The 24,658-nt window shown below is 39.3% G+C and carries 20 protein-coding genes, 3 tRNA genes, 1 pseudogene and 1 other annotated feature; of the genes and pseudogenes, 23 read left to right on the top strand and 1 reads right to left on the bottom strand.

All coding sequences use genetic code 11. From position 1 onward, the window contains the following. Positions 1-131: 131 nt before the first annotated feature. The 18 genes and pseudogenes from QE450_RS12425 to QE450_RS12340 all read left to right on the top strand — a co-directional run bounded on the left by QE450_RS12425 (position 132) and on the right by QE450_RS12340 (position 20,192). Positions 132-1,043: a hypothetical protein gene (locus QE450_RS12425; RefSeq protein WP_273613079.1), complete on the top strand. Its 912-nt coding sequence runs from the start codon at positions 132-134 to the stop codon at positions 1,041-1,043. Between the two features lie 128 nt (positions 1,044-1,171). Continuing rightward, on the top strand, positions 1,172-2,017 hold the full coding sequence (gene pgeF, locus QE450_RS12420) for a peptidoglycan editing factor PgeF (protein WP_307299545.1): 846 nt from the start codon (positions 1,172-1,174) through the stop codon (positions 2,015-2,017). A gap of 7 nt (positions 2,018-2,024) precedes the next feature. Further along, the gene (locus QE450_RS12415; RefSeq protein WP_274172262.1) at positions 2,025-2,714 is read left to right on the top strand and encodes a YggS family pyridoxal phosphate-dependent enzyme; all 690 of its coding nucleotides are present in this window, start codon (positions 2,025-2,027) and stop codon (positions 2,712-2,714) included. Between the two features lie 2 nt (positions 2,715-2,716). Next, positions 2,717-3,166, top strand: a complete 450-nt coding sequence (locus QE450_RS12410; protein WP_204823282.1) for a cell division protein SepF — start codon at positions 2,717-2,719, stop codon at positions 3,164-3,166. Between the two features lie 4 nt (positions 3,167-3,170). Further along, positions 3,171-3,443 carry a YggT family protein gene (locus tag QE450_RS12405; RefSeq protein WP_373462044.1) on the top strand — a complete coding sequence of 91 codons (273 nt, stop codon included), beginning with the start codon at positions 3,171-3,173 and terminating at the stop codon, positions 3,441-3,443. A 66-nt stretch (positions 3,444-3,509) separates the two neighbouring features. Next, the gene (locus QE450_RS12400) at positions 3,510-4,292 is read left to right on the top strand and encodes a YlmH family RNA-binding protein (protein ID WP_307299543.1); all 783 of its coding nucleotides are present in this window, start codon (positions 3,510-3,512) and stop codon (positions 4,290-4,292) included. Positions 4,293-4,450: 158 nt separating this feature from the next. Next, positions 4,451-4,954 (top strand): annotated as a pseudogene (locus QE450_RS12395) (DivIVA domain-containing protein); the annotation flags it as partial. A gap of 201 nt (positions 4,955-5,155) precedes the next feature. Further along, positions 5,156-5,456 (top strand) — a binding site (T-box leader). 82 nt (positions 5,457-5,538) lie between these two features. After that, on the top strand, positions 5,539-8,634 hold the full coding sequence (gene ileS, locus QE450_RS12390; protein ID WP_307299542.1) for an isoleucine--tRNA ligase: 3,096 nt from the start codon (positions 5,539-5,541) through the stop codon (positions 8,632-8,634). A 217-nt stretch (positions 8,635-8,851) separates the two neighbouring features. Then, positions 8,852-9,343: a signal peptidase II gene (gene lspA / locus QE450_RS12385; protein ID WP_204823285.1), complete on the top strand. Its 492-nt coding sequence runs from the start codon at positions 8,852-8,854 to the stop codon at positions 9,341-9,343. A 128-nt stretch (positions 9,344-9,471) separates the two neighbouring features. Continuing rightward, entirely contained in the window at positions 9,472-10,383 is a 912-nt protein-coding gene (locus QE450_RS12380; protein ID WP_307302691.1) for an RluA family pseudouridine synthase, read from the top strand. A 593-nt stretch (positions 10,384-10,976) separates the two neighbouring features. After that, a complete protein-coding gene (gene pyrR / locus QE450_RS12375; protein WP_274172265.1) occupies positions 10,977-11,540 on the top strand; it encodes a bifunctional pyr operon transcriptional regulator/uracil phosphoribosyltransferase PyrR in 564 nt (187 codons plus the stop codon). Further along, positions 11,537-12,448, top strand: coding sequence for an aspartate carbamoyltransferase catalytic subunit (locus QE450_RS12370; protein ID WP_307299541.1), 912 nt, complete (start codon positions 11,537-11,539; stop codon positions 12,446-12,448). The genes pyrR and QE450_RS12370 overlap by 4 nt, the downstream gene beginning before the upstream one ends. A gap of 39 nt (positions 12,449-12,487) precedes the next feature. Continuing rightward, a complete protein-coding gene (locus QE450_RS12365) occupies positions 12,488-13,813 on the top strand; it encodes a dihydroorotase (protein WP_307299539.1) in 1,326 nt (441 codons plus the stop codon). 73 nt (positions 13,814-13,886) lie between these two features. Continuing rightward, entirely contained in the window at positions 13,887-15,017 is a 1,131-nt protein-coding gene (gene carA / locus QE450_RS12360) for a glutamine-hydrolyzing carbamoyl-phosphate synthase small subunit (RefSeq protein ID WP_273613069.1), read from the top strand. A 1-nt stretch (position 15,018) separates the two neighbouring features. Then, positions 15,019-18,318 carry a carbamoyl-phosphate synthase large subunit gene (carB, locus tag QE450_RS12355; RefSeq protein WP_273613068.1) on the top strand — a complete coding sequence of 1,100 codons (3,300 nt, stop codon included), beginning with the start codon at positions 15,019-15,021 and terminating at the stop codon, positions 18,316-18,318. A 147-nt stretch (positions 18,319-18,465) separates the two neighbouring features. After that, complete coding sequence (gene pyrF, locus QE450_RS12350; protein WP_274172268.1) at positions 18,466-19,215, top strand: orotidine-5'-phosphate decarboxylase; 750 nt, start codon at positions 18,466-18,468, stop codon at positions 19,213-19,215. Beyond that, the gene (pyrE, locus tag QE450_RS12345; RefSeq protein WP_273613066.1) at positions 19,202-19,843 is read left to right on the top strand and encodes an orotate phosphoribosyltransferase; all 642 of its coding nucleotides are present in this window, start codon (positions 19,202-19,204) and stop codon (positions 19,841-19,843) included. Before pyrF ends, pyrE begins: the two co-directional genes overlap by 14 nt. Positions 19,844-20,118: 275 nt before the next feature. Beyond that, a tRNA-Ile gene (locus tag QE450_RS12340) sits at positions 20,119-20,192 on the top strand. Positions 20,193-20,374: 182 nt separating this feature from the next. On the opposite strand, the gene QE450_RS12335 is transcribed toward QE450_RS12340, so the two are convergent. Continuing rightward, entirely contained in the window at positions 20,375-20,575 is a 201-nt protein-coding gene (locus tag QE450_RS12335; protein ID WP_274172269.1) for a hypothetical protein, read from the bottom strand. Between the two features lie 292 nt (positions 20,576-20,867). Here QE450_RS12335 and QE450_RS12330 point away from each other — a divergent pair, with 292 nt between their 5' ends. The 5 genes from QE450_RS12330 (at position 20,868) to QE450_RS12310 (ending at position 24,524) form a co-directional block, all read left to right on the top strand. Next, positions 20,868-21,281 (top strand): hypothetical protein, encoded by a 414-nt coding sequence (locus QE450_RS12330; RefSeq protein WP_307299534.1) that lies wholly within the window; start codon positions 20,868-20,870, stop codon positions 21,279-21,281. Continuing rightward, positions 21,223-22,140, top strand: coding sequence for a sensor histidine kinase (locus QE450_RS12325; protein WP_307302689.1), 918 nt, complete (start codon positions 21,223-21,225; stop codon positions 22,138-22,140). The genes QE450_RS12330 and QE450_RS12325 overlap by 59 nt, the downstream gene beginning before the upstream one ends. 153 nt (positions 22,141-22,293) lie before the next feature. Next, positions 22,294-22,379: transfer RNA gene (locus tag QE450_RS12320), tRNA-Leu, on the top strand. A 94-nt stretch (positions 22,380-22,473) separates the two neighbouring features. Continuing rightward, positions 22,474-22,559: transfer RNA gene (locus tag QE450_RS12315), tRNA-Leu, on the top strand. Positions 22,560-23,129: 570 nt separating this feature from the next. Then, complete coding sequence (locus QE450_RS12310) at positions 23,130-24,524, top strand: glycosyl hydrolase (protein WP_307299532.1); 1,395 nt, start codon at positions 23,130-23,132, stop codon at positions 24,522-24,524. Positions 24,525-24,658 lie beyond the last annotated feature (134 nt).

Raw genomic sequence — 24,658 nt, 5'->3', positions numbered from 1 at the left:
ATTAAACCTTAAAAAAGTATGTAACTTTTATTAGTTACATACTTTTTTCTTTTTTTGGTAAATTAGACATTATAGTTCAGTAGTGTTAGACTTTACAAATATTCAAAATACATATATACAGGAGGCTTATTTTGAACAAAAAAATATTTACTGGAGTTACTTTAGCTATATCCCTAGCTCTTTTTCCAAGTTTTTCAAATGCGAATCAATTAGAACAAAAAAGTAATACGCAGATAGTAGAGAACAATTATGTAACAGAATTACAAGATGGAAGAATCGAAGCAATTCAAAATCCTGAAGATAAACTAGAAACTAACGAGAAAGATAATTTCTTAGCAGCAATGAATTTTAATAAGGATGAAATAAGTCTGATGTCGGATCAAGAAAAAAATGAAATCATCAGTGAAGGAGGAATAAAAGTAAATACCAATACCGAAAACTATGAAGAGTCTTATACAGATTTAGAAGGTAAAAATCATAGTATAGATAATAGCAATAAATCTGAGATTGAACAAATAAAACAAAATGATCTAAAGAGCTTAGGGATACCACAGAACAAAAGTTTGATGGGCAGTGATGGTAAAGGGATTTTTAAAGGTAGTGGCTCATTAATATATATTGGTAAAACTGCTAATGCAAAAGAGTTTAAGTATTCTTATAGAACAAATTTTTCATGGAGTGCTTTGCCTATTATAGCAACTACTGATCGCGTTGGAATGGCTTGGCAATCAGGAGTTACTGGAGTAGGGTCTAAAGGAGTATTTCAGCCAGTCAATGGTTTCAAGAGTATTGATGAATCTTCAGTATATGGTGTTCATGCTAAATTTAAGACATTAACTAGCGGGGGAAGTGGTTATCTAGCTTCTGAAATTAGAATACCTGTTAGTCTTAAAGGTACTACTGGACTTTTTGCTAGTGCGTATACTCATCCTTATTCAGATGTACCTGGTTCTGCTACCATTGGTCCGGTTAGTATAGTATTTTCCGAACTAGGTGATAAATTTTCTTGGAAAAATAGTTTTATTATTGGCTCAACCTCATAATTTGATATTTGTTTAAAAAAGTTCTTTCTACTTTAGCTAAATTTAAAAGTAGAAAGAACTTTTTTGTTGTTTTTATATCATTAGAGTATAATTAATGCATTGAAAATTTGAAAAATAGAGGGATATACATGGAGAAGTTTGTAAGCCGTACGATAGATAGCGGACCTGAATTATTTGAGTTAGATACTTCTGCCTATAGTCAAGGAATCACAGCAGGATTTACCGGACGCAAAGGTGGAGTCAGTCAAGCGCCTTATGATTCTTTTAATTTAGCGTATCATGTAGAAGATCAACCGGAAGATGTATTACAAAATCGCAAACTATTATGCGATGAATTAAAGTTTGCTTATACTCACTGGGTATCTGGTGAACAGGTACATAGTAATCATATAGAGATCGTTACAGCAGAACATACAGGCAAGGGTTGGCTTGATCGAGAAAGTGCTTTTCAAAATACTGACGGATTAATCACCAATGTACTAGGTATCTTATTAACTTCATTTTATGCAGATTGTGTACCTCTATACTTTATAGACCCTGTACAACAGGTCGTAGGGCTTGCTCATGCAGGTTGGAAAGGCACTGTCGCTAATATTGCAGGTGAAATGATCGAAGCGATGAGAACGCAATATGGAAGTGTTATATCTGATATCCATACTGCGATAGGTCCTTCTATCGGTGGCGAAAGCTATGAAGTCGATGATAAAGTGATGGATGCCGTAAACGTTTGGAAAAGCAAGTTAATGGGTAATGGTGAACAACCTCTTTATGCCCGTCCGGGTGATAATGGTAAAACTTGGCTAGACCTCAAACAATTAAATCGACAATTCATGATTTTTGCAGGAATACCTGCTGACCATATCGAAATGAGTAATTGGTGTACTTACCGTAACCACGATCTTTTTTTCTCGTATCGAGCTGACGGAGGAACAACCGGCAGAATGGCGAGTTGGATAGGTATAGAAACGGAGTGAAATACAGTTGGGATTACAAGAACGAATAGAGCAAGTCGAACAACGAATTCATCAAGTCTGTGAACGAAGCGGACGCAAGCGTGAAGACATTCAGCTTGTGGCTGTAACCAAATATGTTTCTGTTGCCAAAACGGCGGAGGTACTAGATGCAGGGCTATTACATCTAGGAGAAAATCGCTGGCAAAATGCTGAAGATAAATGGAATCAATTACACGAACGTGGAGTGTGGCATTTTATCGGTCACTTACAAACCAATAAAGTAAAAGATGTAATTGGCAAATTTGAATATATTCATTCCTTAGATCGCTTATCACTAGCAAAAGAAATACAAAAAAAAGCAAGTTCTATGGATATTCGTGTTAAAGTATTAGTACAAGTTAATATCTCTGGTGAAGAATCAAAATATGGATTGCCACCTGAGCAAGTGAATTCGTTTTTTGAAAGTATTGCTTCGTTCTCAAATCTAGAAGTAGTAGGTTTGATGACGATGGCTCCAGAAGTTGATGATGCAGAAATGACACGTCCTGTTTTTCGAGGACTTCGTGAATTAAAAGATGATATCAATAAGCGTGGATTAACTAAAAATCCATTAACACATTTATCTATGGGCATGTCGGGTGATTTTGAGATTGCTATAGAAGAAGGCGCTACACTGGTGCGACTGGGTTCCATATTAGTAGGGAAAGAGGAGGATTAACGATGGGAGTAATGAATCGCTTTATGAACTTCTTAGGGCTTCAAGAAGAAGAGGAAATTGTTGAGCGCGAACAGATTATGGATGATGATGAAGAACCTCGTGAAACCTCTGGCACAGAATTACGTAAGAACAATAGAGCCAGCAATGTAGTTAGTATTCATTCTCAGAAAAATGTAAAAGTGATTTTGAATGAGCCGCGTAGTTATGATGAGGCTCAAGATATTGCAGACCATTTGCGATCTCACCGATCGGTTATCGTCAATTTACAGCGTGTTCGTATCGATCAAGCGACACGTATTATTGATTTTATGAGCGGTACCGTCTATGCACTTGGAGGCAGTATTTCAAAAATCGGGGGCAACATTTTTCTGTGTACACCGGATACCGTCGAAATTGAGGGCACGATCGCTGAAATTTTAGGCGAAGATTACGAATATAACAAGATGAGGTGACGCAATTTTGGAAACGGCTTTTGCAGTTTTAAATGCTTTATATCGAATCTACACGTATATGATTATTATTTATATTTTGCTGTCCTGGTTGCCTAGCGCGCGTGAAAGTTCTTTTGGGCAAATTTTGGCACGATTAGTAGAACCTTATCTTGCTCCTTTCCGTCGCTTTATACCACCGATTATGGGAGCAATTGATATATCTCCGATTGTAGCTTTATTCGTATTACAATTGGCATTTAGTGGATTAGTATTTTTATTAAGAAGTCTTATTTACTAATCTTGATCATTTTGTAACAAACAATCTATTACACTTGCTCTAAATATGAAAGGTATGAACAACATCATGCAAAGCAATATTTATCATCATTTTCATCCAGATGAGCGAGAGTTTGTGGAACGGGCTGCGGAGTGGATCGATAACGCAGCCCGTTATCATGAGCTAAAGCTGACCGATTTTTTAGATCCACGTCAAGCTTATATTCTGAATATTCTTGCTGCTCGTAATCTAGATGTGCATATTCGTTTGGATGGAGGATCAGAACATTCAGAACGTAAACGTGCCATCATCGGACCGGATTATATGGATTTGGATAACGAAGATATGCAGTTATCAGTATTATCGATCACGCCAGAAGGGCGTAAATTCGCTGATTTGGAACATGGCGATTATATGGGTTCTATTTTGGGACTGGGGATCAAGCGAGGTAAAATTGGAGATATCCACGCGTTGGCGGATGGTTGTCATACGGTGGTATCGTCTGAGATTGCTTCTTATTTGCATCTAAATTTAACACAAGTTCATCGCTTGCATGTAATGACAGAGATTTTACCGATTACTGAATTACAGGTCGCTACTCCAGAATTGCAATCGATGGAGCTAACTGTAGCTTCTTTACGCTTAGATGGGATAGCAAGTGATGTATACCGACTAAGCCGTAGTAAAATCCTGGTGCCAATCAAAGCAGGACGTTGCCGGGTGAATTGGAAAGTAGAAGAAAATCCTTCTCATGCTTTGCAACAAGGCGATATGATTTCTATTCAAGGGCTTGGTCGCTTTAAAGTATTAGAAATGGATGGAATTACAAAAAAAGGAAGATATCGAGTCGAAGTAGGTAAATTTGTTTGATAAAGAATAGAATAGGCTTCTATTTAAATCGTGAATATACAGCAAATTTATTTATTTTTTAACGTCTTTGGCAGGGATATATCCTTATGCGTCGAAATGAAGTATCATAGCAATAACGAGGCAATTCAACGGCCTAAACATTACAGGAGGTGTCCAACATGCCATTAACCCCGCTGGATATACATAATAAGGAATTCTCGCGTCGTTTGCGTGGTTATGACGAAGACGAAGTGAATGAATTTCTAGATCAAGTGATCAAAGATTATGAAGGGGCGATTCGTGAAAACAAAGAACTGCAAAGTCAGTTAATGTCTATTCAAGAACGTCTGGATCATTTTGCAAATCTGGAAGATACGTTGAGCAAAACGATCATTGTTGCTCAAGAAGCGGCAGATGAAGTTCGTAACAATGCGAAAAAAGAAGCTCAATTGATTATTAAAGAATCCGAGAAAAATGCGGATCGTATTATCAATGAGTCTTTATCCAAATCTCGCAAAGTGTCGATGGAAGTAGAAGAGCTCAAAAAACAAGCTTCTATTTACCGCACACGTTTCCGTACATTGGTAGAAGCTCAATTAGAGCTACTTAGCCAAGATGGATGGGATGCTTTGGAAAATCAAACGCGTGAACTTCAACGCACAAGCAATGAACGTGATCGTGAAAGAGATCGTCTAGAAGATCGCGACCGTGACCGCGATAGAGACAGAGATCGTGATAGAGACCGCGATAACGAAGAACAACATAGTTCAGGTGATTTGTACTAAGATTACGGGTTCTAAGTTGACATTTATAGTCTAAAGCGCTATAAATATTCTATAACTTTATTTCAATTGATTCGTGTAGACGAATATAAATATGAACATCAACATTCATTGATAGGGTCAGTAAATTATACATCGTGTTCACAGAGAGTTGGCGGTTGGTGCAAGCCAATGAACATCGTATAATTGAATATCCCCCTGGAGAAGCGAGGCTGAACGAGCATCAAGTAAGCTAAGCCGGAGTGCCAACCGTTACAGAGGCACCGCATCATTTGTGCGGATCTAAGGTGTCACTTCACCTGAATACAGACAAAAACAGTAGAAATACTGGATTTTAGTTTGTATAGAGGTATAAAGGTCGAAGTGAAACAAGGGTGGTAACGCGAGCAACCTCGTCCCTTTTATGGGATGGGGTTTTTTGATGTTTTCATACGGGATAGTTAGAGTGCATTCGATATTAATAGATGGGGAAGGATGACAAAATCATGCAAAGAGTCGATGTCAAAGAAAAAGCACGCACACGGGATTTACGGATTTTAAATAAATGGAATGAGGAAAATACATTCCAACGTTCGATTCAGAATCGGGAAGGTAAGCCTAACTTCGTTTTTTATGAAGGTCCACCAACAGCGAATGGTAAGCCACATATCGGTCACGTTTTGGGACGTGTCATCAAAGATTTTGTCGGTCGTTATCAGACGATGAAAGGATACCGTGTTGTTCGTAAAGCAGGATGGGATACACATGGTCTTCCTGTTGAACTAGGTGTTCAGAAAAAATTAGGAATCTCTCACAAACATGAAATCGAAGAGTATGGTGTAGAGAAATTTATTCAAGAATGTAAAGCAAGTGTATTCGAATATGAGCAACAATGGCGTGATCTTACATCTGGGATTGGATATTGGACTGATCTAGATCATCCATATGTAACGCTTGAAAATAACTATATCGAAAGTGTGTGGAACAATCTTGCGACGATTCATGATAAAGGTCTATTGTATCGTGGACACCGTGTAAGTCCATATTGCCCTGATTGTCAGACAACACTGAGTTCTCATGAAGTTGCTCAAGGATACAAAGATGTCAAAGATTTGAGCGCAACAGCGAAATTCAAGCTTGATGATAGCGGCGAGTATGTTCTTGCTTGGACAACAACACCTTGGACATTGCCTTCTCACGTAGCTTTAGCAGTTAATCCAGATATGGATTATGTACGTGTAAGTCAAGATGGAAGTGTGTATATCGTTGCTAAAAATTTGGTAGACGATGTGATGAAAGATGGTAAAGGCGAATACGAAGTACTGAGCACATTAAAAGGTGCAGAATTAGTAGGCAAAACGTATGCTCCGCCATTTAACTATTTTACAGCAGAAAAAGCGAACATCATTCTAGGAGCAGACTTTGTTACCGATGCAAGTGGTACAGGTATTGTTCATATGGCGCCAGCACATGGTGAAGATGATTACCGTGTATGTCGTGAAAATGGTATTAGCTTTGTGAATATGGTAGATCTAGAAGGTAAATTTGTAGCTGAAGTGACTGATTTTGCAGGTCGTTTTGTAAAAGATTGCGATATCGATATCGTGCGTTTGTTGTCTGAAAAAGATCGTTTGTTCAGCAAAGAAAGATATGAGCATACGTATCCATTCTGCTGGCGTTGTGATACACCACTATTATACTATGCAATGGATAGTTGGTTTATCCAAACGACAGCCGTTAAAGAACAATTGATCGCTAACAATAAAGAAGTAGAATGGTATCCAGGTCATATCCGTGATGGACGTTTTGGTAAATTTTTGGAAGACTTGGTGGACTGGAATATTAGTCGTGATCGTTATTGGGGTACACCGCTTAACGTATGGGTATGCGCAGAAACAGGTGAGCAGTTTGCACCGCACAGTATTGCAGAACTTCGCGCGCGCGCGATTGGTGATGTGCCTGAAAATATCGAACTACACAAACCGTATGTAGATGATATCAAAGTACGTAGTTCATGTGGTCAATATGAGATGTTCCGTACACCGGAAGTGATCGATGTATGGTTTGATAGTGGATCAATGCCATTTGCGCAACAGCATTATCCTTTTGAAAATCAAGATACATTCCAGGAGCAGTTCCCGGCAGATATGATCTGTGAAGGTATCGATCAGACGCGTGGTTGGTTCTACAGTCTACTTGCGGTATCTACATTAATCACAGGCAAAGCTCCTTACAAAGCAGTTATGGCGACAGGTCATGTATTGGATGAACAAGGACAGAAAATGTCCAAGTCTAAAGGAAATGTAATCGATCCGTGGGAAGTCATTGATGAATACGGAACAGATGCTTTCCGCTGGGCATTGCTATCTGATAGTGCGCCATGGAACAGTAAACGTTTCTCCAAAGGTATCGTAGGTGAAGCGAAATCCAAAATGGTGGATACACTTGTAAATACACATGCATTTATGACATTGTATGCAACGATTGATGGATTCGATCCAGCAGAACATCCTTTCCAACCGTCAGAGCATAAGTTGGATCGTTGGATTCTGTCTCGTCTGAACAGTTTGATCAAGCAAGTTGAAAAAGGGCTTGCTGTAAATGATTTCTTAAATGCTTCCAAAGCGATTGAAGCTTTTGTAGATGAATTGAGTAACTGGTATATCCGTCGCTCGCGTGACCGTTTCTGGGGTAGTGGTCTAACAGAAGACAAATTAGATGCTTACCGTACTTTAACGGAAGTCCTATTAACAACAGCTAAATTGATTGCACCATTTACACCAATGTTAGCGGAAGATATCTATCTTAACCTCAGCAGTGGCGAAAGTGTGCATATGGATGATTATCCTGTTGCCAATGAAGACTTGATCGATCTTGAGTTAGAACGCGATATGGAAACAGCTCGTCGCATTGTCGAACTAGCACGTAATGTACGTAATGAGACAGGTCTCAAAACACGTCAACCTTTATCTGAATTGATCGTTTCGCTGGACAAAGATTTTGATTTGACCAGCTATGAATCAATCATCAAAGACGAGATCAACGTGAAAGGTATTCATACCGAAACCGATGATTCTGGATTTGTAGACTTTACATTGAAATTAAACCTTAAAGTAGCCGGTAAAAAATACGGTAAAAATGTAGGCTTCTTGCAAAACTTCTTTAAAGGCATGTCTGTAGAAGAAACACGTAAAGTGGTTGAAGATGGATTCTTGCATATTCTTTCACCAGAAGGCGAAGAGCTACAAGTGACGAATGAAGAATTATTAGTAGAGAAAAAAGCGAAGTCTGGATTTGCTTCTGCTTCAGGGTATGGTCTAACAGTGGCACTCAATACAGATGTAACACCTGAACTAGAGCAAGAAGGATGGGTACGTGAAATTGTACGTGCGGTTCAAGACTATCGTAAAAAATTAGATCTACCTATCGAAAAATACGTGAATTTAACGTTGTCTGTGAACGATGATCTTCGTCAAGCAATCCAAACATTTGATCATGTATTACGTGAAAATGTATTGGTTAACGATGTAGCATTTACTACTGAAGAAGGCATGGAACAAGTTGAATTGATGGGACAAAATGTAGGTATCCGTATTTCGTAACAAAAGACAGGATGAAGCAGATCATATATCTGATCTAACATAAGCATGGGTATGATCTATCTACTTTTATAGTAGGAAGATCATACCCATGTTTTTTTATTATAAAGGTTCTCAATAGACGACTGATTCTAGGCTGTGCTACAATAAACAAAGCTATGTTTAGTGAGGTTATCGTACTAAGCATATGGACGAGATATCTATAGGGTGGAGGATTATTGTGATATATTATGTGATTGCAATTATAGCGATTATTGTAGATCAGTTAACCAAATACTGGATCGCTACTGGAATGGAACGAGGAGATCAGATTTCAGTGATCGGCAATTTCTTTTTGATTACTTCCCACCGTAATCAAGGCGCTGCTTTTGGTATTTTGCAAAATCAACGTTGGTTTTTTGTCGTGATTACGTTAATAGTCGTTGTTGCGATTATATGGTATATCCAAAAAGTGAAATCACAACCGGATAAATTATTGCCTGTTGCTTTATCACTTGTTTTGGGTGGAGCGATTGGTAACTTTATTGATCGTGCACGTATGGGTGAAGTAGTGGACTTTTTACAATTTAACTTTGGCAGTTATACGTTTCCGATTTTCAATGTAGCTGATTCTTGTATTGTAGTCGGGGTTGCATTGATTATTATAGACGCACTGTTGGATATGAGCCGTCAGAAGAAACAAACTGCCGGTCATGAAGAGGAGAATGTTTAGTGAGTAAGCAAGACAAATCAGAGATGAATGAAGTTCAAGATAAAGACTGGGTAGAGCAAGAATTACCTGATCTAGAACATGTGGAAGAAACAGGCGAAGATGAGACAGAGATCGGTGCTGTTCAAGTGATGGAATGGACGATTGATGCAGAAGATGCTAAAACACGTATCGATAAATACATTACAGACTTATTGCCAGAAGGTTTCTCACGTTCTCAAGTACAACAGTGGATAACCGATGGCTTAGTCACAGTAGATGGCAAAGTAATCAAAGCTAATCATAAATTGATAGAAAATGAACAGGTTGTTGTTCAACTTCCTAGTCTATCTACTGTAGAGATCGAAGCACAAGATATTCCGCTTGAGATCGTCTATGAAGATTCAGATGTAATCGTAATTAATAAGCCTCGTGGTATGGTTGTCCATCCAGCAGTCGGTCATTCTTCTGATACGTTGGTTAATGCTTTGATGTATCATTGCAAAGACTTATCCGGTATCAATGGCGAAGTGCGTCCAGGTATTGTGCATCGTATTGATAAAGACACAACTGGATTATTGATGGCTGCCAAAAATGATAAAGCGCATGCTTCATTATCAGAACAGCTCAAAAATCATACCGTTACCCGTAAATATATTGCACTGGTTCATGGTAATATAGAACATGATCAAGGCACTATTGATGCACCGATTGGTCGCTCTAGCCAAAATCGTAAAATGTTTACCGTTACCGAGAAGAATAGTAAGCATGCTGTTACTCATTTTGTAGTGACAGAGCGTTTTGGTGATTTTTCATTAGTAGAGCTTCGTCTTGAGACAGGACGTACTCACCAAATACGTGTGCATATGAAATTTATCGATCATCCGTTAGTTGCTGACCCAATGTATGGACGTGTAAGAGCCAAAGCTTCTACACTAAATGGACAAGCTCTGCATGCGGCTGTACTTGGTTTTGTTCATCCAACTACAGGAGAATATTTAGAATTTCAAGCACCCATCCCTGATGATCTGGAACAAATATTATTATCATTGCGTAATCGTTAATAAGCATTTTTATTTTAGAAGTCAGTCTGATATTCAGATTGGCTTCTTTTTTATATCTATCCATATGTAAAAGAGCAAAAATGTTTAAGGTTAAAGTTAAGCACTATGAATAATTTATGAATAAAAAATGATAATAATGATATATTTACTTATAATTGTGGATATTTATTCGTATATATTGTATAATTATGATTATTGAAACAAAGTATGACTATTCTTTTACAACTATATAATCATTTCTTCATCATCCCACGGTAAGTTGTGCGGTTGACAGGTAGTGTTGTTTCTGTCATAATTCATTTCAGATGAATAAGCACCTTTAATTCAGTCCCGTGAGACTGGCAAGGTAACGTGAACGATGTTCACTGTAGGACACCCTCTGTGTGGAGTGGTGCATACTACAGTGCGTCTGAGTATGACTGTCATGATGTGTGTCTATGACTACAGACTCCTTGCCGTTTTAGGGCAGGGAGTCTTTTTTATACCCTGACCGAAGAACGTGCAATAGAGTCAAGCAAGAGTATGAACCAGACACGCGTTATGATGTTGACCACGGGGCCCAGGGTGTACACAACCTGAGGAGGCTAACGATAATGAGCACAGAGACTCGCATTATCATGGATGAAACAGCAATCCGACGCGCACTTACACGTATTGCACATGAGATTTTGGAGAAAAATAAAGGGATTGAAGATTGTATTCTGATTGGGATTCGTACAAGAGGTATTTACCTGGCACAACGGATCGCAGAACGTATTCAAGAAATTGAAGGTAAACCTGTTCCTTGTGGTGAGCTGGATATTACAGGATATCGTGATGATCAAGACAATGGACGTCCTACAGATATGAATAGCAGTACGATGCTAACACCTGCTAATCTAACGATTCGTAACAAAAAAATTATTTTGTTCGATGATGTACTGTACACAGGTAGAACGATTAGAGCCGCTATGGATGCACTAATGGATTGCGGACGACCTGAAATGATTCAATTAGCAGTCCTTGCAGATCGCGGACATCGCGAACTTCCGATTCGCCCGGATTATATCGGCAAAAACGTACCAACTTCCAAGCTGGAAGAAATCGAAGTACGACTAAGCGAAATCGACGGTAGCGATCAAGTCAATATTATGCAACATCGTGAGGTGACTGCATGATTATGACAACTACTACATTGAAACAACGCAGTCTACTGGGTCTCAAAGGTATGAGTCAACCGGAGTTAGTTTCAATACTCGATCGAGCAGCTTACTGGGATGCACATACAGAGAAGCAAGTATCTGTTTTGCAATCACGCTTTGTAGCGAATATGTTTTTTGAAAATAGTACACGTACACGTTTTTCTTTCGAAATGGCTGAAAAGCGCTTGGGTGCAGAAGTGTTGAACTTCACCTCGGCAGTATCAAGCGTAGAAAAAGGCGAATCCATTTACGATACGGTTCGAACACTTGAAAGTATGGGAATTGATGCAGGCATCATTCGCTTGAAGCCTTCAGGAGTATTGCAAGAATTAGCAGAAAAAGTGAATGTACCCCTAATCAATGCGGGTGATGGCAACAATGAACATCCAACCCAAGGATTGCTTGATTTGTACACGATGCGTCAACAGTTTGGAGAGTTAAAAGGTCTGCATGTAGCGATTGTAGGTGACATTTTGCATAGTCGTGTAGCACGCTCGAATCTCTGGGCTTTACAGACAATGGGTGCCAAAGTAAGCTTCTGTGCACCAAGCAATATGCGCGCTGATGATATCGGAGAAGTTTCTTATATCAGTATGGAAGAAGCGTTACAAGCAGATGTAGTGATGATGTTAAGAGTGCAACTTGAACGCCATGCTGTAGGCATGCTCAAGTCAGCAGAAGAATATCGCCTACAATATGGATTGACCGAAGAAAGAGCTGCCCGGATGAAACAGCATGCAATTATTATGCACCCGGCTCCAGTCAATCGTAATGTTGAGATCGATGATGCACTGGTGGAAAGTCCTAAATCAAAAATTTTCCCACAAATGCAAAATGGTGTACCGATTCGGATGGCTGTTATTGAAAGAGCCCTACGTAACTAAGCACTACGATAATCAACAATACAATTTCGGAGGTTAACAATGACACTTTTTATCAAAAACGCAAACGTATTGAACGGACAAAATGAACTGGAAATCAAACATATATGGGTAGAAGGTAGTCAGATTGAACACATTTTTGCAGGAGATCAAAATACAGCAGAATTGCTTCAACAATATGGAGCAGGACAAGAAGTAACAGAGATCGATGCAACAGGCAAGTTAGTCACTCCAGGATTGATCGATATGCATGTACATTTACGAGAGCCTGGTTTTGAACATAAAGAAACGATTGCTACTGGGACAGCTTCAGCGGCAAAAGGTGGATTCACAACTATCGCTTGTATGCCAAATACACGACCGGTTACAGACAATGCCGATGTAGTGAAATTGGTACTGGACAAAGCAGCAGAAGCAGGGAGCGTCAAAGTACTGCCTTATGCAGCCATCACAGTCAACGAGTTAGGACGCGAATTAACCAATTTTGCAGCACTCAAAGCAGCTGGGGCTATCGGATTCACAGATGATGGTGTAGGCGTACAAAATGCACAAATGATGAAAAATGCAATGGCGCTTGCAGCATCGATGGATATGCCGGTTATTGCACACTGTGAAGATGATTCACTGGTGGTAGGAGCGGCTGTAAGTGAAGGCGAATTTGCTCGCAAACATGGTCTGAAAGGGATTCCTAATGAATCAGAAGCGATCCATGTAGGACGCGACATTTTACTAGCAGAAGCAACAGGAGTTCATTATCATGTGTGCCATGTGAGTACAGAGCAATCGATTCGCTTGATTCGCTTAGCCAAATCGATCGGTATCAAAGTAACTGCTGAGGTATGCCCGCATCATTTAATCTTATCCGATGAAGATATTCCGGGTATGGATGCGAATTGGAAAATGAATCCACCTCTACGTACACCACGTGATGTAGAAGCTTGTATTGAAGCACTAGAAGATGGAACGATCGATATTATTGTGACCGATCATGCACCTCATAGTGAAGAAGAAAAAGCAAAAGGAATGGAATTAGCGCCATTTGGAATCGTTGGATTCGAAACCGCATTTCCATTGTTGTATACCAAATTTGTCCAAACAGGACGCTGGACATTACAAATGCTTGTAGATCGGATGACATCTGATCCAGCTAAAGTATTCCGTTTGGCAACAGGGCGCTTAGAACAAGGGGCTCCAGCAGATATCACATTAATCGATCTGGAAACAGAGCAAACGGTCGATCCAGCTACATTTGCAACAAAAGGAAAAAATACCCCATTTACCAACTGGACATTACAAGGTTGGCCACAGACAACGATCGTAGACGGTCAAGTCGTGTGGTCGCAGGAAGCTACGGCTTCCAAAGCATAAATATACTAAAAAATGATAAAAATATTCATTTGAATATAACTAACTTTTAAGATAGATAGAGGAGTGAAACGGGATGCAGGCAAAATTGTTATTAGAAGACGGAACATTATTTACAGGCCGTAGTTTCGGAGCAGAAGGCGAAACCACTGGAGAAGTTGTATTCAATACCGGAATCACCGGTTACCAGGAGGTACTATCTGATCCTTCATACTGCGGGCAGATCGTAACAATGACTTATCCGCTGATCGGCAATTATGGTATTAACCGTGATGACTTTGAATCGGTTCGTCCGTATATTAATGGATTCGTTGTTCGTCGACATGAGCCTGTACCTAGTAACTGGCGTGCTCAATATACGATTGATGAGTTGCTACGCGAACATGGCATTATCGGAATCAGCGATATCGATACACGCATGTTAACACGTCGTATTCGTCATCAAGGAACAATGAGAGGCATTTTGACAAGCGGATCATTATCGACTGAAGAATTGATGGAGCGTCTAAACAGTAGCGTATCGGCTACCAACCAAGTAAGTCATACATCAACTTCTCATATTTATACAAGTCCGGGTCCAAAAGAACGTATCGTACTTATTGATTACGGCGCAAAAACAGGGATTGTACGTGAGTTGTCTCAGCGTGGTTGCGATGTGGTTGTGGTACCTCAAGATACAACAGCAGAACAGATTCGCCGCTTACATCCAGATGGTATTCAATTATCTAACGGTCCAGGAGATCCGAAAGATGTACCAGCTGCTGTCAAAGTAATTGAAGAATTGCTTGGAGAATATCCAATCTTCGGTATTTGTCTAGGACACCAGTTGTTCGCTTTGGCTTGCGGAGCAGATACAGACAAATTGAAATTCGGACATCGTGGTGGTAACCATCCTGTCAAAGATTTGCAAACAGGTCGTTGTTACATTACATCACAAAATCACGGATATACAGTGAAAGAAGCTTCAATCGAAGGAACAGAACTGGAAGTAACTCATATCAACAACAATGACAAAACGATTGAAGGCTTGAAGCATAAGAAATATCCAGCATTTTCTGTACAATATCATCCAGAAGCAGCACCAGGGCCTTTTGATAACGGCTATCTATTCGATCAATTTTTAACAATGATTCGTGAATATAAAGAACAACACCCTCAAAAAACGCGTCAAGCCGAAATGATGGCTGCTGTGAAAGGAGCTAACTGATATGCCTAGAAATAATGAACTCAAAAAAATACTCGTTATTGGTTCCGGACCTATTGTTATCGGTCAAGCTGCTGAATTTGACTATGCAGGTACACAAGCTTGCCAGGCACTCAAAGAAGAAGGGGTAGAAGTTGTACTTATCAACAGTAACCCTGCAACAATCATGACTGATACGAATATGGCAGATAAAGTCTACATCGAGCCTATTACACTTGAATTCGTCACTCAAATTATTCGTCAAGAACGTCCTGATGGTCTACTACCTACATTGGGTGGACAAACAGGCTTAAATATGGCTGTAGAATTGGCACGTGCAGGAGTACTAGAAAGCGAAAACGTGAAGTTGCTAGGAACTCAATTAGAATCGATCGAAAAAGCGGAAGATCGTGACTTATTCCGCGACTTGATGCGTGAATTGGATCAACCTGTTCCTGATAGTGTTATCGTAACCACACTTGAAGAATCGTTAGCATTTGCAAATGAGATTGGCTATCCAATTATTGTTCGTCCTGCGTATACATTAGGAGGTACAGGTGGTGGTATCTGTATCAATGAAGAAGAATTACGCGAAACGGTACAAGCAGGTATTCGTTATAGCCCGATCGGACAATGTCTGGTAGAGAAAAGTATCGCAGGTATGAAAGAAGTCGAGTACGAAGTCATGCGTGATGCAAACGATAACTGTATCGTAGTCTGCAACATGGAGAACTTTGATCCAGTAGGCGTGCATACCGGCGATAGTATCGTAGTTGCACCTAGCCAGACGCTTTCTGATCGTGAATATCAAATGCTACGCTCTGCATCGCTTAAAATTATTCGTGCGCTGAATATTGAAGGTGGATGTAACGTACAGTTCGCCCTTGATCCACAAAGCTATCAATACTATGTGATCGAAGTAAATCCACGTGTAAGTCGTTCATCTGCACTTGCTTCCAAAGCAACAGGATATCCAATTGCGAAAATGGCAGCGAAGATTGCAATGGGTTATACATTGGATGAAATCGTCAACCCTGTTACAGGACAAACATATGCTTGCTTTGAACCTACACTAGATTATATCGTTGCTAAAATTCCGCGCTGGCCGTTTGATAAATTTATCAGTGCTAACCGTAAATTAGGTACACAGATGAAAGCAACAGGCGAAGTAATGGCGATTGGACGTACATTTGAAGAAGCGATTCACAAAGCAGTACGTTCGCTTGAAATCGGTGTTCATCGTATTCATCTAAAAGATGCAGAACATATCGAAGATAGTGTATTAGATGAACGATTAATAAAAGCAGATGATGAGCGTCTATTCTTGGTCGCAGAAGCATTCCGTCGCGGCTACAGCTTGGAACAGATTCAACAACTCACTAATATTGACTGGTGGTTCTTAGATAAAATTGAACGTATTGTTGCATATGAATCTGTACTTTCATCAGAAGATACATTGAGCGATGATACATTATATATGGCGAAGCGTCTTGGATTTACAGATCGCTCGATTGCGGAGTTACGCAATATCAATCATCCAGAAGATCCATTTAATAACGAACATAGTATTCGTGCATATCGTAAAGAAAATAATATGATGCCTGTATTCAAAATGGTAGATACTTGTGCCGCAGAATTTGAAGCTACTACACCATATTATTACTCTACATTTGAGACGGAAAATGAAGTAATCGAAAGCCCTAAAGAAAAAATCGTAGTGCTAGGTTCGGGCCCGATTCGTATCGGTCAAGGGATAGAGTTCGATTATTCTACTGTACATGCGGTATGGGCTATTCAAGAGTCCGGTTATGAAGCAGTCATTATTAATAACAACCCTGAGACGGTTTCAACCGATTTTAACACGTCAGATCGACTGTACTTTGAACCGTTGTTCTTTGAAGATGTTATGAATGTTATCGAACAGGAGAATCCGATCGGAGTTATCGTACAGTTCGGTGGACAAACAGCGATTAACCTTGCAGCTCCATTAAGCAAAGCAGGCGTTAAAATTCTAGGAACAAGCTTGGCAAGTATTGATGAAGCAGAAGACCGCAAAAAGTTCGAAGCTTTATTGTCTCGCCTTAATATTGCACAGCCTGAAGGTAGCACAGTGCTATCGATAGATGAAGCGGTAGAAACAGCGCAAAAATTAGGTTATCCGGTACTGGTTCGTCCTTCTTATGTACTGGGTGGACGTGCAATGGAGATTGTATACTCTGATGAAGAATTATTGCTCTATATGGCAGAAGCAGTCAAAGTAAATCCGGAGCATCCGGTTCTGATTGACCGTTATATGCTAGGTAAAGAAGTGGAAGTGGATGCGATCTGTGATGGCGAAACAGTCGTTGTACCAGGAATTATGGAACATATCGAACGCGCAGGAGTTCACTCCGGTGACTCCATCGCAGTGTATCCTCCACAGCATCTTTCAGAAGAATTGAAGCAAAAAGTGGTCGATATCACGATCCGTACAGCTAAAGAGCTTAAAACTGTCGGCTTGGTAAATATCCAATTCGTTATTTTCCAAAATGAAGTCTACGTGATCGAAGTGAATCCGCGTTCTTCACGCACAGTGCCTTTCTTGAGTAAAGTAACCGATATTCCAATGGCGAAGATTGCTACACAAGCGATTCTAGGCATTAAACTTAAAGATTTGGGATATAGCGAAGGATTATGGAAAGAAAGCGAATATATCTCGGTCAAAGTTCCAGTGTTCTCTTTTGCCAAATTACGCCGTGTAGAACCTACGCTTGGACCTGAAATGAAATCAACAGGTGAAGTTATGGGACGCGATCTACTGTATGCCAAAGCTCTGTACAAAGGTCTAATCGGAGCAGGTATGAAAATCCCGGCAACCGGAGCATTGATTGCAACTGTAGCAGACAAAGACAAGCCAGAAGCGGTTCGCTTGCTTAAAGGATTTTACCGTCTAGGATACAAAATTATTGCAACAAGCGGTACAGCAAAAGCATTAGAAGAAGCAGGAATCAAAGTAACCGTGATTCATAAATTGACAGAAGGTGTGCCGAACATTCTGGATCTGATCCGCAGTGGACAAGCCAACTTTGTAGTCAATACCTTCACGAAAGGGAAAACGCCTGCTCGTGACGGATTCCGTATCCGCCGTGAAGCTGTTGAAAATGGTGTGGTATGTATGACATCACTGGATACGGTTGAAGCATTGCTCACAATGTTAGATACAATTAACTTCTCTTCTTATGCTATGCCGTCTTTGACTAATACAGTCACTGCAAATCCGAAAAAAGACGTTGTTAACGATATCGTAGTCGGTCAATTGGAAGATCAGGAAACGATTCTGAGCTAAAAATAAGCGACTATATCACACAAAACTAAAGTACGGCGGACCATTCTAGTGTCCGCCGTCATTTGTGTGCATATAATCGGTCTATACGACTTGTATATCTATATTCGTATCAACCACAAATACGATATCTTCAAGGAGGTACAACAGTTGACACATTCGATCTCCCCATCCATAGCTAAGCGCTTGATTGTAGCGCTAGATTATCCTAATGTAGAAGAAGCACGAGTATTTATTGAACATCTTCAAGACATTCCATGTACGCTCAAAGTAGGCATGCAATTATTTTACAGTGCAGGACCTGATTTTATTCGTGAGTTAAAGTCAAAAGGATATTCAGTTTTTTTGGATTTGAAAATGCATGATATTCCGAATACTGTTAAAGGTGGAGCTAATAGCATCACCAGACTTGGCGTAGATATTTTTAATGTCCATGCATCAGGTGGAGTACAGATGATGAAAGCGGCAGTAGAAGGTATGGAGTCTGCCCTAATAGCAGATACTGACTTAGAACGCCCTTTATTAATTGCTGTTACACAGTTAACCAGTACGTCACAACAAGTGATGAATCAAGAAATTGGTATTCAAGGAACAGTGGAAGAGGCTGTGGTTCATTACGCACGCTTAGCACAGCAAAGTGGTCTGGGTGGAGTAGTATGCTCTCCATTAGAAGTAGCGATGATTCAACAAGCATGCGGAGCGTCATTTGCTACGATTACTCCGGGTGTACGTCCGGCTGGTAGTGATATAGGGGATCAGACGCGTATATTAACGCCAGGACAAGCGATAGCCGGGGGAAGTGACTATTTAGTCGTCGGTCGTCCGATTACCGGTGCAAATGATCCTAGAGAAGCGACACAACAGATTATAGAGGAGATGAGTTTACATGTTAACCATTGAAGAGATTCCAGCTCATATTGCATCTGCATTACTACAGATTGAAGCGGTAGCATTAAGCCCGCAAGAACCTTTTACCTGGACATCGGGTATCAAATCACCGATTTATTGTGATAACCGTCTTACAATGTCCTATCCATACATACGCGATCAGATAGCAGATGCGTTTGCTATGATTATTCGTGAGCAATATCCGGATACAGAAGTGATCGCAGGAACAGCTACAGCAGGTATTCCGCATGCAGCTTGGGTCGCGCAAAAGTTAGATTTGCCAATGGCTTATATTCGTGACAAAGCCAAAGGACATGGTAAACATAATCAGATCGAGGGATTGATTCAATCAGGGCAAAAAGTGATTGTGATCGAAGATCTAATCTCGACAGGAGGTAGCTCGATTAAAGCGGCAGAGGCTGTGCGTGAAGCAGGAGCCGATCCATTAGCAGTACTGGCGATCTTTAGTTATCAACTAGATAAAGCTACAGATGCTTTTGCAGAAGCTAATCTTCCATTACAGACTCTTTCTAACTATACAGCCTTGATCGACAAAGCAGTAGAATTGGGCAAAATTCCAGCAGAAGATTTAGAACTATTACGCTCATGGCGTGAAGATCCATCTGCTTTTGGTAAATAAGTAGATCTAGATTACGATACTACATCGCCATAGTTGTAAAATAAAATCCATATATTTTGATATCATATAGAAGAGGGTATACTGCCTACAGTGTACCCTTACCTTTTAATAAACATACATATTTTGTAAAATATAAACACGATCATGATAAAGTGAAGCATCTGCTTATACAAGATATGCAGAAAATTAACTTGACGTGAAATAGTGAAATACGGTATATTAATTGAGTCGCTGTTTATATTACATTCCAATTGAAATCGTTCTTTTGGAGATGCGGGCCTATAGCTCAGTTGGTTAGAGCTACCGGCTCATAACCGGTTGGTCGGGGGTTCGAGTCCCTCTGGGCCCATTAGAAAAAGACCCTTACATCTGTAAGGGTCTTTTTTTATAAGTAGTGATATTATCTTTTTCTACGTCGCATAAATAACATAACTAATAGTACAACAATAACAACAATTAGAATAAATTTCATAGCATATTACCTCCAAGCTTTAACCCTGATTAAGTAGTTCAAAAGAATCAGAAATATTTTTATTGATGAGAAGAATCTTTCGTCGAAGAGTCTTTTTTAGAATCTTTACTGAAGTCCTCTTTAACTTTATCTACCGATTCGCTCACTGCTTCTTCTAGCAGATTTTCTGCGGAATGATTTTTATTAGAGTCTGGATCTGGTATAGGATCTACACCCGCTCCACGTTCTTCATGGTTTTTGTACTCATCCGGTTTACTCATTATGAAGTCATCCTTTCGTCTATCTAGCGATTTTCGACATAATAGATATCAATCATATTGTAAATCAATATAAAGGCTATGTTATCGAAATAAACCAATGTGACGTCAGATGAATCACAAATATAAACTTTTACTGATTTGATATGTGTATCCAAACATATTCTACAATCATAAAAAAGTACAAAAATTCACAATACATTATTTAAAATTTAATATATAATACATTTAAGTATAATTTGGGTATATAGAACTATATCTAATATTTTCTTAATGAAAGACGGTGGAGTTCATAATGAATACTTCTTCAATCAGTAATATGTTATATCAAAATGTGGGCGATGCAGCAGACCACATTATTAAAATAATAGGTGGACTTATCCACATTAATACTATTTTTATCGCTAGCAATGACGGTCTCAATAATGTGATTATGCGAGCTTATAATCGTGATGAACATCTTGTAGAAGAGGGAAGTATACTTCCTTTAGAATTAAGTTATTGCAGTCTAGTGATCAATAATGAAAAAACAAAAAGTAATATGCCTTTGATTATCGAGAATACCAATGAAAATGAATTAACACGTCATATGGATGTAACACGTTCTATAGGTGGTGGTTCTTTTATAGGATTACCGGTACGTTTGCGTGATGGTAGTATTTTATGGAACGATTTGTGCATTGGATCGCAATACGTACAAGTTCAGTGAAGCTGATATTCAAACGTTAGAAACAATGACGATCTTTTTAGCTTATGTAGTAGAGCTAGAGAAGATGGTAACCGATCTTCAGCAAAAAGAAATTGAATTAGAACAAGCCCGTCTAAAAGCGGAAAAGTCAGCACAAGTGAATCGGAACCTTTTAGCTATTATGGGACACGAAATTCGCACACCGATGACCAATATTGTAGGTGTAGCTGATCTGATGATGGATTCAGAGATAGATCCCCAGCAACAAGTCTATATGGATATTATTGAATCCAGTAATCAGTCGATGTTGACTTTGGTAGAAGATATTTTGAGTTTTAGTCATATGGAAGAAGGCGCAACGAAGATTGATCAAGAACCATTTGATCTCATGCATACGATTCATGAAGTGGTGACTTCACTCGGCACACCTTTGGATGACAATCCCATCGCATTGAAAATGAACACTAACCCAAGTGAACTTCCGTTGATTTATGGAGATGCTTTGCGGTTGAGACAGATATTGATCAATACGCTTAATGCATTGCGTTTCAATTCATTAGGACAATTAACATTATCAGCGTCAACAGCAATAAGCGATTCTGATAACAATGTATCATTAGATATTACTGTTCACAATTCTCATATGACTGTAGATATCACAACGTTAGAACAGTTATTTGATTCGTTAAAAGAAGCTAACGATATGTCATGGTATCAGCAATACGGTAGTATCGGTTTGAATCTGGCAATTAGTCGAAAATTAATCCATTTGATGAATGGAGAATTTGAAATGAATAGTGGAGAACAGGGAACGATTATTCGTTTTAATTTATTGTTGCCGCAGTATATTTCTTTTGAAAATGTAGATATTATATCTTAGAAAATCAACGGTTTGGTTAACTGAAAATAAAATCGAATCCAAAGTGTTGACAGTTAGATATCTAGCATGGTATGATCTTAAATGTTGGCGAAACAATCACAACAAGTGATAAAGTTAACAGGCATGAAGATGAATTTATTTATCTCAACATGTGCCGGGGTGGCGGAACTGGCAGACGCACAGGACTTAAAATCCTGCGGTAGGTGACTACCGTACCGGTTCGATTCCGGTCCTCGGCATACTTATATTTTTGATATAAGTGTAACGCAATACAATCAGTACATAAAGACAAGTAGCACATGTATAACCCTCAACATCAATGTGGGTTACTGTGCCGGGGTGGCGGAACTGGCAGACGCACAGGACTTAAAATCCTGCGGTAGGTGACTACCGTACCGGTTCGATTCCGGTTCTCGGCATTATGAGATGTACAGATAACAAAAGAGCGCTTCAACCGTTGTATAGCGGTTGGGGCGCTCTTTTTGTTTTGTGAAATTACCGTGGAATGTTTCTTTGGATAGTGTGCTGGTTTTGGATATAGATGTAAAAGGCTTCTGATCAAGCGTAAGACACTATTTAATAAGTTAAGCATAAAGATTTATCATATAATCTAATAACGATTTTGAAGCCATACAGGAGCTTATACTGCTACATATATGATATGGAAGTCTATACACTGTTGAAGTGTGAAACATTTTAAATTGATCTTTTAGCAAAAGCAAAAACCATCTGGTATCAACAGATGGTCTTTTTAGTTTGTAAATAATTTTAATGAATTGAAAAATAAGTATATATTTTTATTTTCAAATTATGTAATATATGTATAATAAACAAAATTAAATTTTAAATAAAAGTATAATTATATTATAAAAAAGATAAGGAGGTGATGAGCGGAATTGTAAAAGGTTCAGCAAAAAGCTTGATAAAAAGTGCAATCTACAGGATAGGAGTAGACAGAAAACACTGAACCTTACAAGGGAGGTAATATAATGGTGAAACTAAATTATACGTGGTTGTTAGTTCTAGTGATGTTCAGTTTGGTGTTTGGTGGTGTAGGAATGTCTTTGGGATCGCAAGCAGAAGCAGCGGATATTAATCTGGCTCGTGGCAAAAATGTAGTTGTGTCTTCTACAGAAGCCAGTGGTAATATCGCAACTAATGCAGTAGACGGTAATTTATCGACGAGATGGGCATCGACAAATAGCGATACACAATATTACATTGTTGATCTCGGAACAGCTCAATCGGTATCCAGTGTTATTTTGCGTTGGGAAGCTGCTTATGCGAAGCAATTTCAGATTCAGACATCTACCGATAATGTAAATTGGACGACAGTGTATTCGAACTATAGCAACACTGGAGGAACCAATACGATTACGTTTCCATCGACTACCGCTAGATATGTAAAAATGTATGCGTTCCAACGGGCGACTACCTATGGTTATTCGTTATACGAATTTGAAATATACGGCAGTGGTACACAAGCGGCTACAGGAGTACTTGATTATATTAAAAGCATCAGTGGCAAACAAACCGTAATCGGCATGCACAATCGTGAACCGAATGCTACACCTGCTGTACAGACAGAGAAAGTCAAAAGTATTACAGGTAAATATCCAGGATTATGGAGTGGTGATTTATTGTTTTCAACCAATGATGTCAACAATCGTTGGAATATGATCTATGAAGCTAAAAAGCAGTGGGATAACGGAGCGATTGTCCAGGTGATGATGCACGTTACACCACCTACACAAGCGGATGCTGGCAATTGGGAAGGCGGAGTAGTCAGTCATTTAAGCGATGCTCAGTGGAAAGACTTAACGACTAACGGCGGTACATTAAACAAAGCGTGGAAAGCTCGTTTAGATAATTATGCACAATATCTTCAGTATTTAGAAGACAATAAAGTCACTGTATTATTCCGTCCATTCCATGAAATGAATCAAGGGGTATTCTGGTGGGCAGGTCGTCCGGGTAGTACCGGTACTGCTGAATTGTATCGTTTGACTCATGATTATCTTGTAAATACCAAAGGGTTAAGTAATCTGGTATGGGTATGGGATATGCAAGATTTGGATCTGAATTGGAATGTATACAATCCAGGGAATGCTTATTGGGATATCTTTGCTTTAGACGTATACAATCCTGATGGATTCACTACGCAGAAATACAATACAGCTTTGAGCGTAGCCAATGGCAAGCCGATAGCGATTGGTGAATGTGATGTATTACCTACACCTAGTCAGTTAGCGGCTCAACCGAAATGGGCATTTGCTATGAGTTGGGCAGAGCTAACATTTGAAAAGAATACCAATGCTCAGATCCAGACTGTCTATAATGCTTCTAATGTAATTACACGTGATGAGTTACCGAAGTTAAAGTAATAGTGAAGCAAAGGAAAGATTAGAGTTAGAGTATAAGTATTTTATTGTATGTAGCAAGTCATATTAGATAGCTTGTAAAATAATCGATCCAAACAGTATGCTAAGAGAAATCTCTTGGTTGCTGTTTGGATTTT

The organism is Paenibacillus sp. SORGH_AS_0306 (assembly GCF_030819345.1).
In the GTDB taxonomy this organism is placed as follows: Bacteria; Bacillota; Bacilli; order Paenibacillales; family Paenibacillaceae; genus Saccharibacillus; species Saccharibacillus kyungheensis.
This window is presented reverse-complemented; position numbering and strand designations above follow the sequence as displayed.

Coding starts and splice junctions, on each gene's coding strand:
- pgeF (WP_307299545.1), top strand. CDS start 1,172: ATGGAGAAGTTTGTAAGCCGTACGATAGATAGCGGACCTGAATTATTT.
- QE450_RS12410 (WP_204823282.1), top strand. CDS start 2,717: ATGGGAGTAATGAATCGCTTTATGAACTTCTTAGGGCTTCAAGAAGAA.
- QE450_RS12400 (WP_307299543.1), top strand. CDS start 3,510: ATGCAAAGCAATATTTATCATCATTTTCATCCAGATGAGCGAGAGTTT.
- ileS (WP_307299542.1), top strand. CDS start 5,539: ATGCAAAGAGTCGATGTCAAAGAAAAAGCACGCACACGGGATTTACGG.
- QE450_RS12380 (WP_307302691.1), top strand. CDS start 9,472: ATGGAATGGACGATTGATGCAGAAGATGCTAAAACACGTATCGATAAA.
- pyrR (WP_274172265.1), top strand. CDS start 10,977: ATGAGCACAGAGACTCGCATTATCATGGATGAAACAGCAATCCGACGC.
- QE450_RS12370 (WP_307299541.1), top strand. CDS start 11,537: ATGATTATGACAACTACTACATTGAAACAACGCAGTCTACTGGGTCTC.
- QE450_RS12365 (WP_307299539.1), top strand. CDS start 12,488: ATGACACTTTTTATCAAAAACGCAAACGTATTGAACGGACAAAATGAA.
- carA (WP_273613069.1), top strand. CDS start 13,887: ATGCAGGCAAAATTGTTATTAGAAGACGGAACATTATTTACAGGCCGT.
- carB (WP_273613068.1), top strand. CDS start 15,019: ATGCCTAGAAATAATGAACTCAAAAAAATACTCGTTATTGGTTCCGGA.
- pyrE (WP_273613066.1), top strand. CDS start 19,202: ATGTTAACCATTGAAGAGATTCCAGCTCATATTGCATCTGCATTACTA.
- QE450_RS12335 (WP_274172269.1), bottom strand. CDS start 20,575: ATGAGTAAACCGGATGAGTACAAAAACCATGAAGAACGTGGAGCGGGT.
- QE450_RS12330 (WP_307299534.1), top strand. CDS start 20,868: ATGAATACTTCTTCAATCAGTAATATGTTATATCAAAATGTGGGCGAT.
- QE450_RS12325 (WP_307302689.1), top strand. CDS start 21,223: ATGGTAGTATTTTATGGAACGATTTGTGCATTGGATCGCAATACGTAC.
- QE450_RS12310 (WP_307299532.1), top strand. CDS start 23,130: ATGGTGAAACTAAATTATACGTGGTTGTTAGTTCTAGTGATGTTCAGT.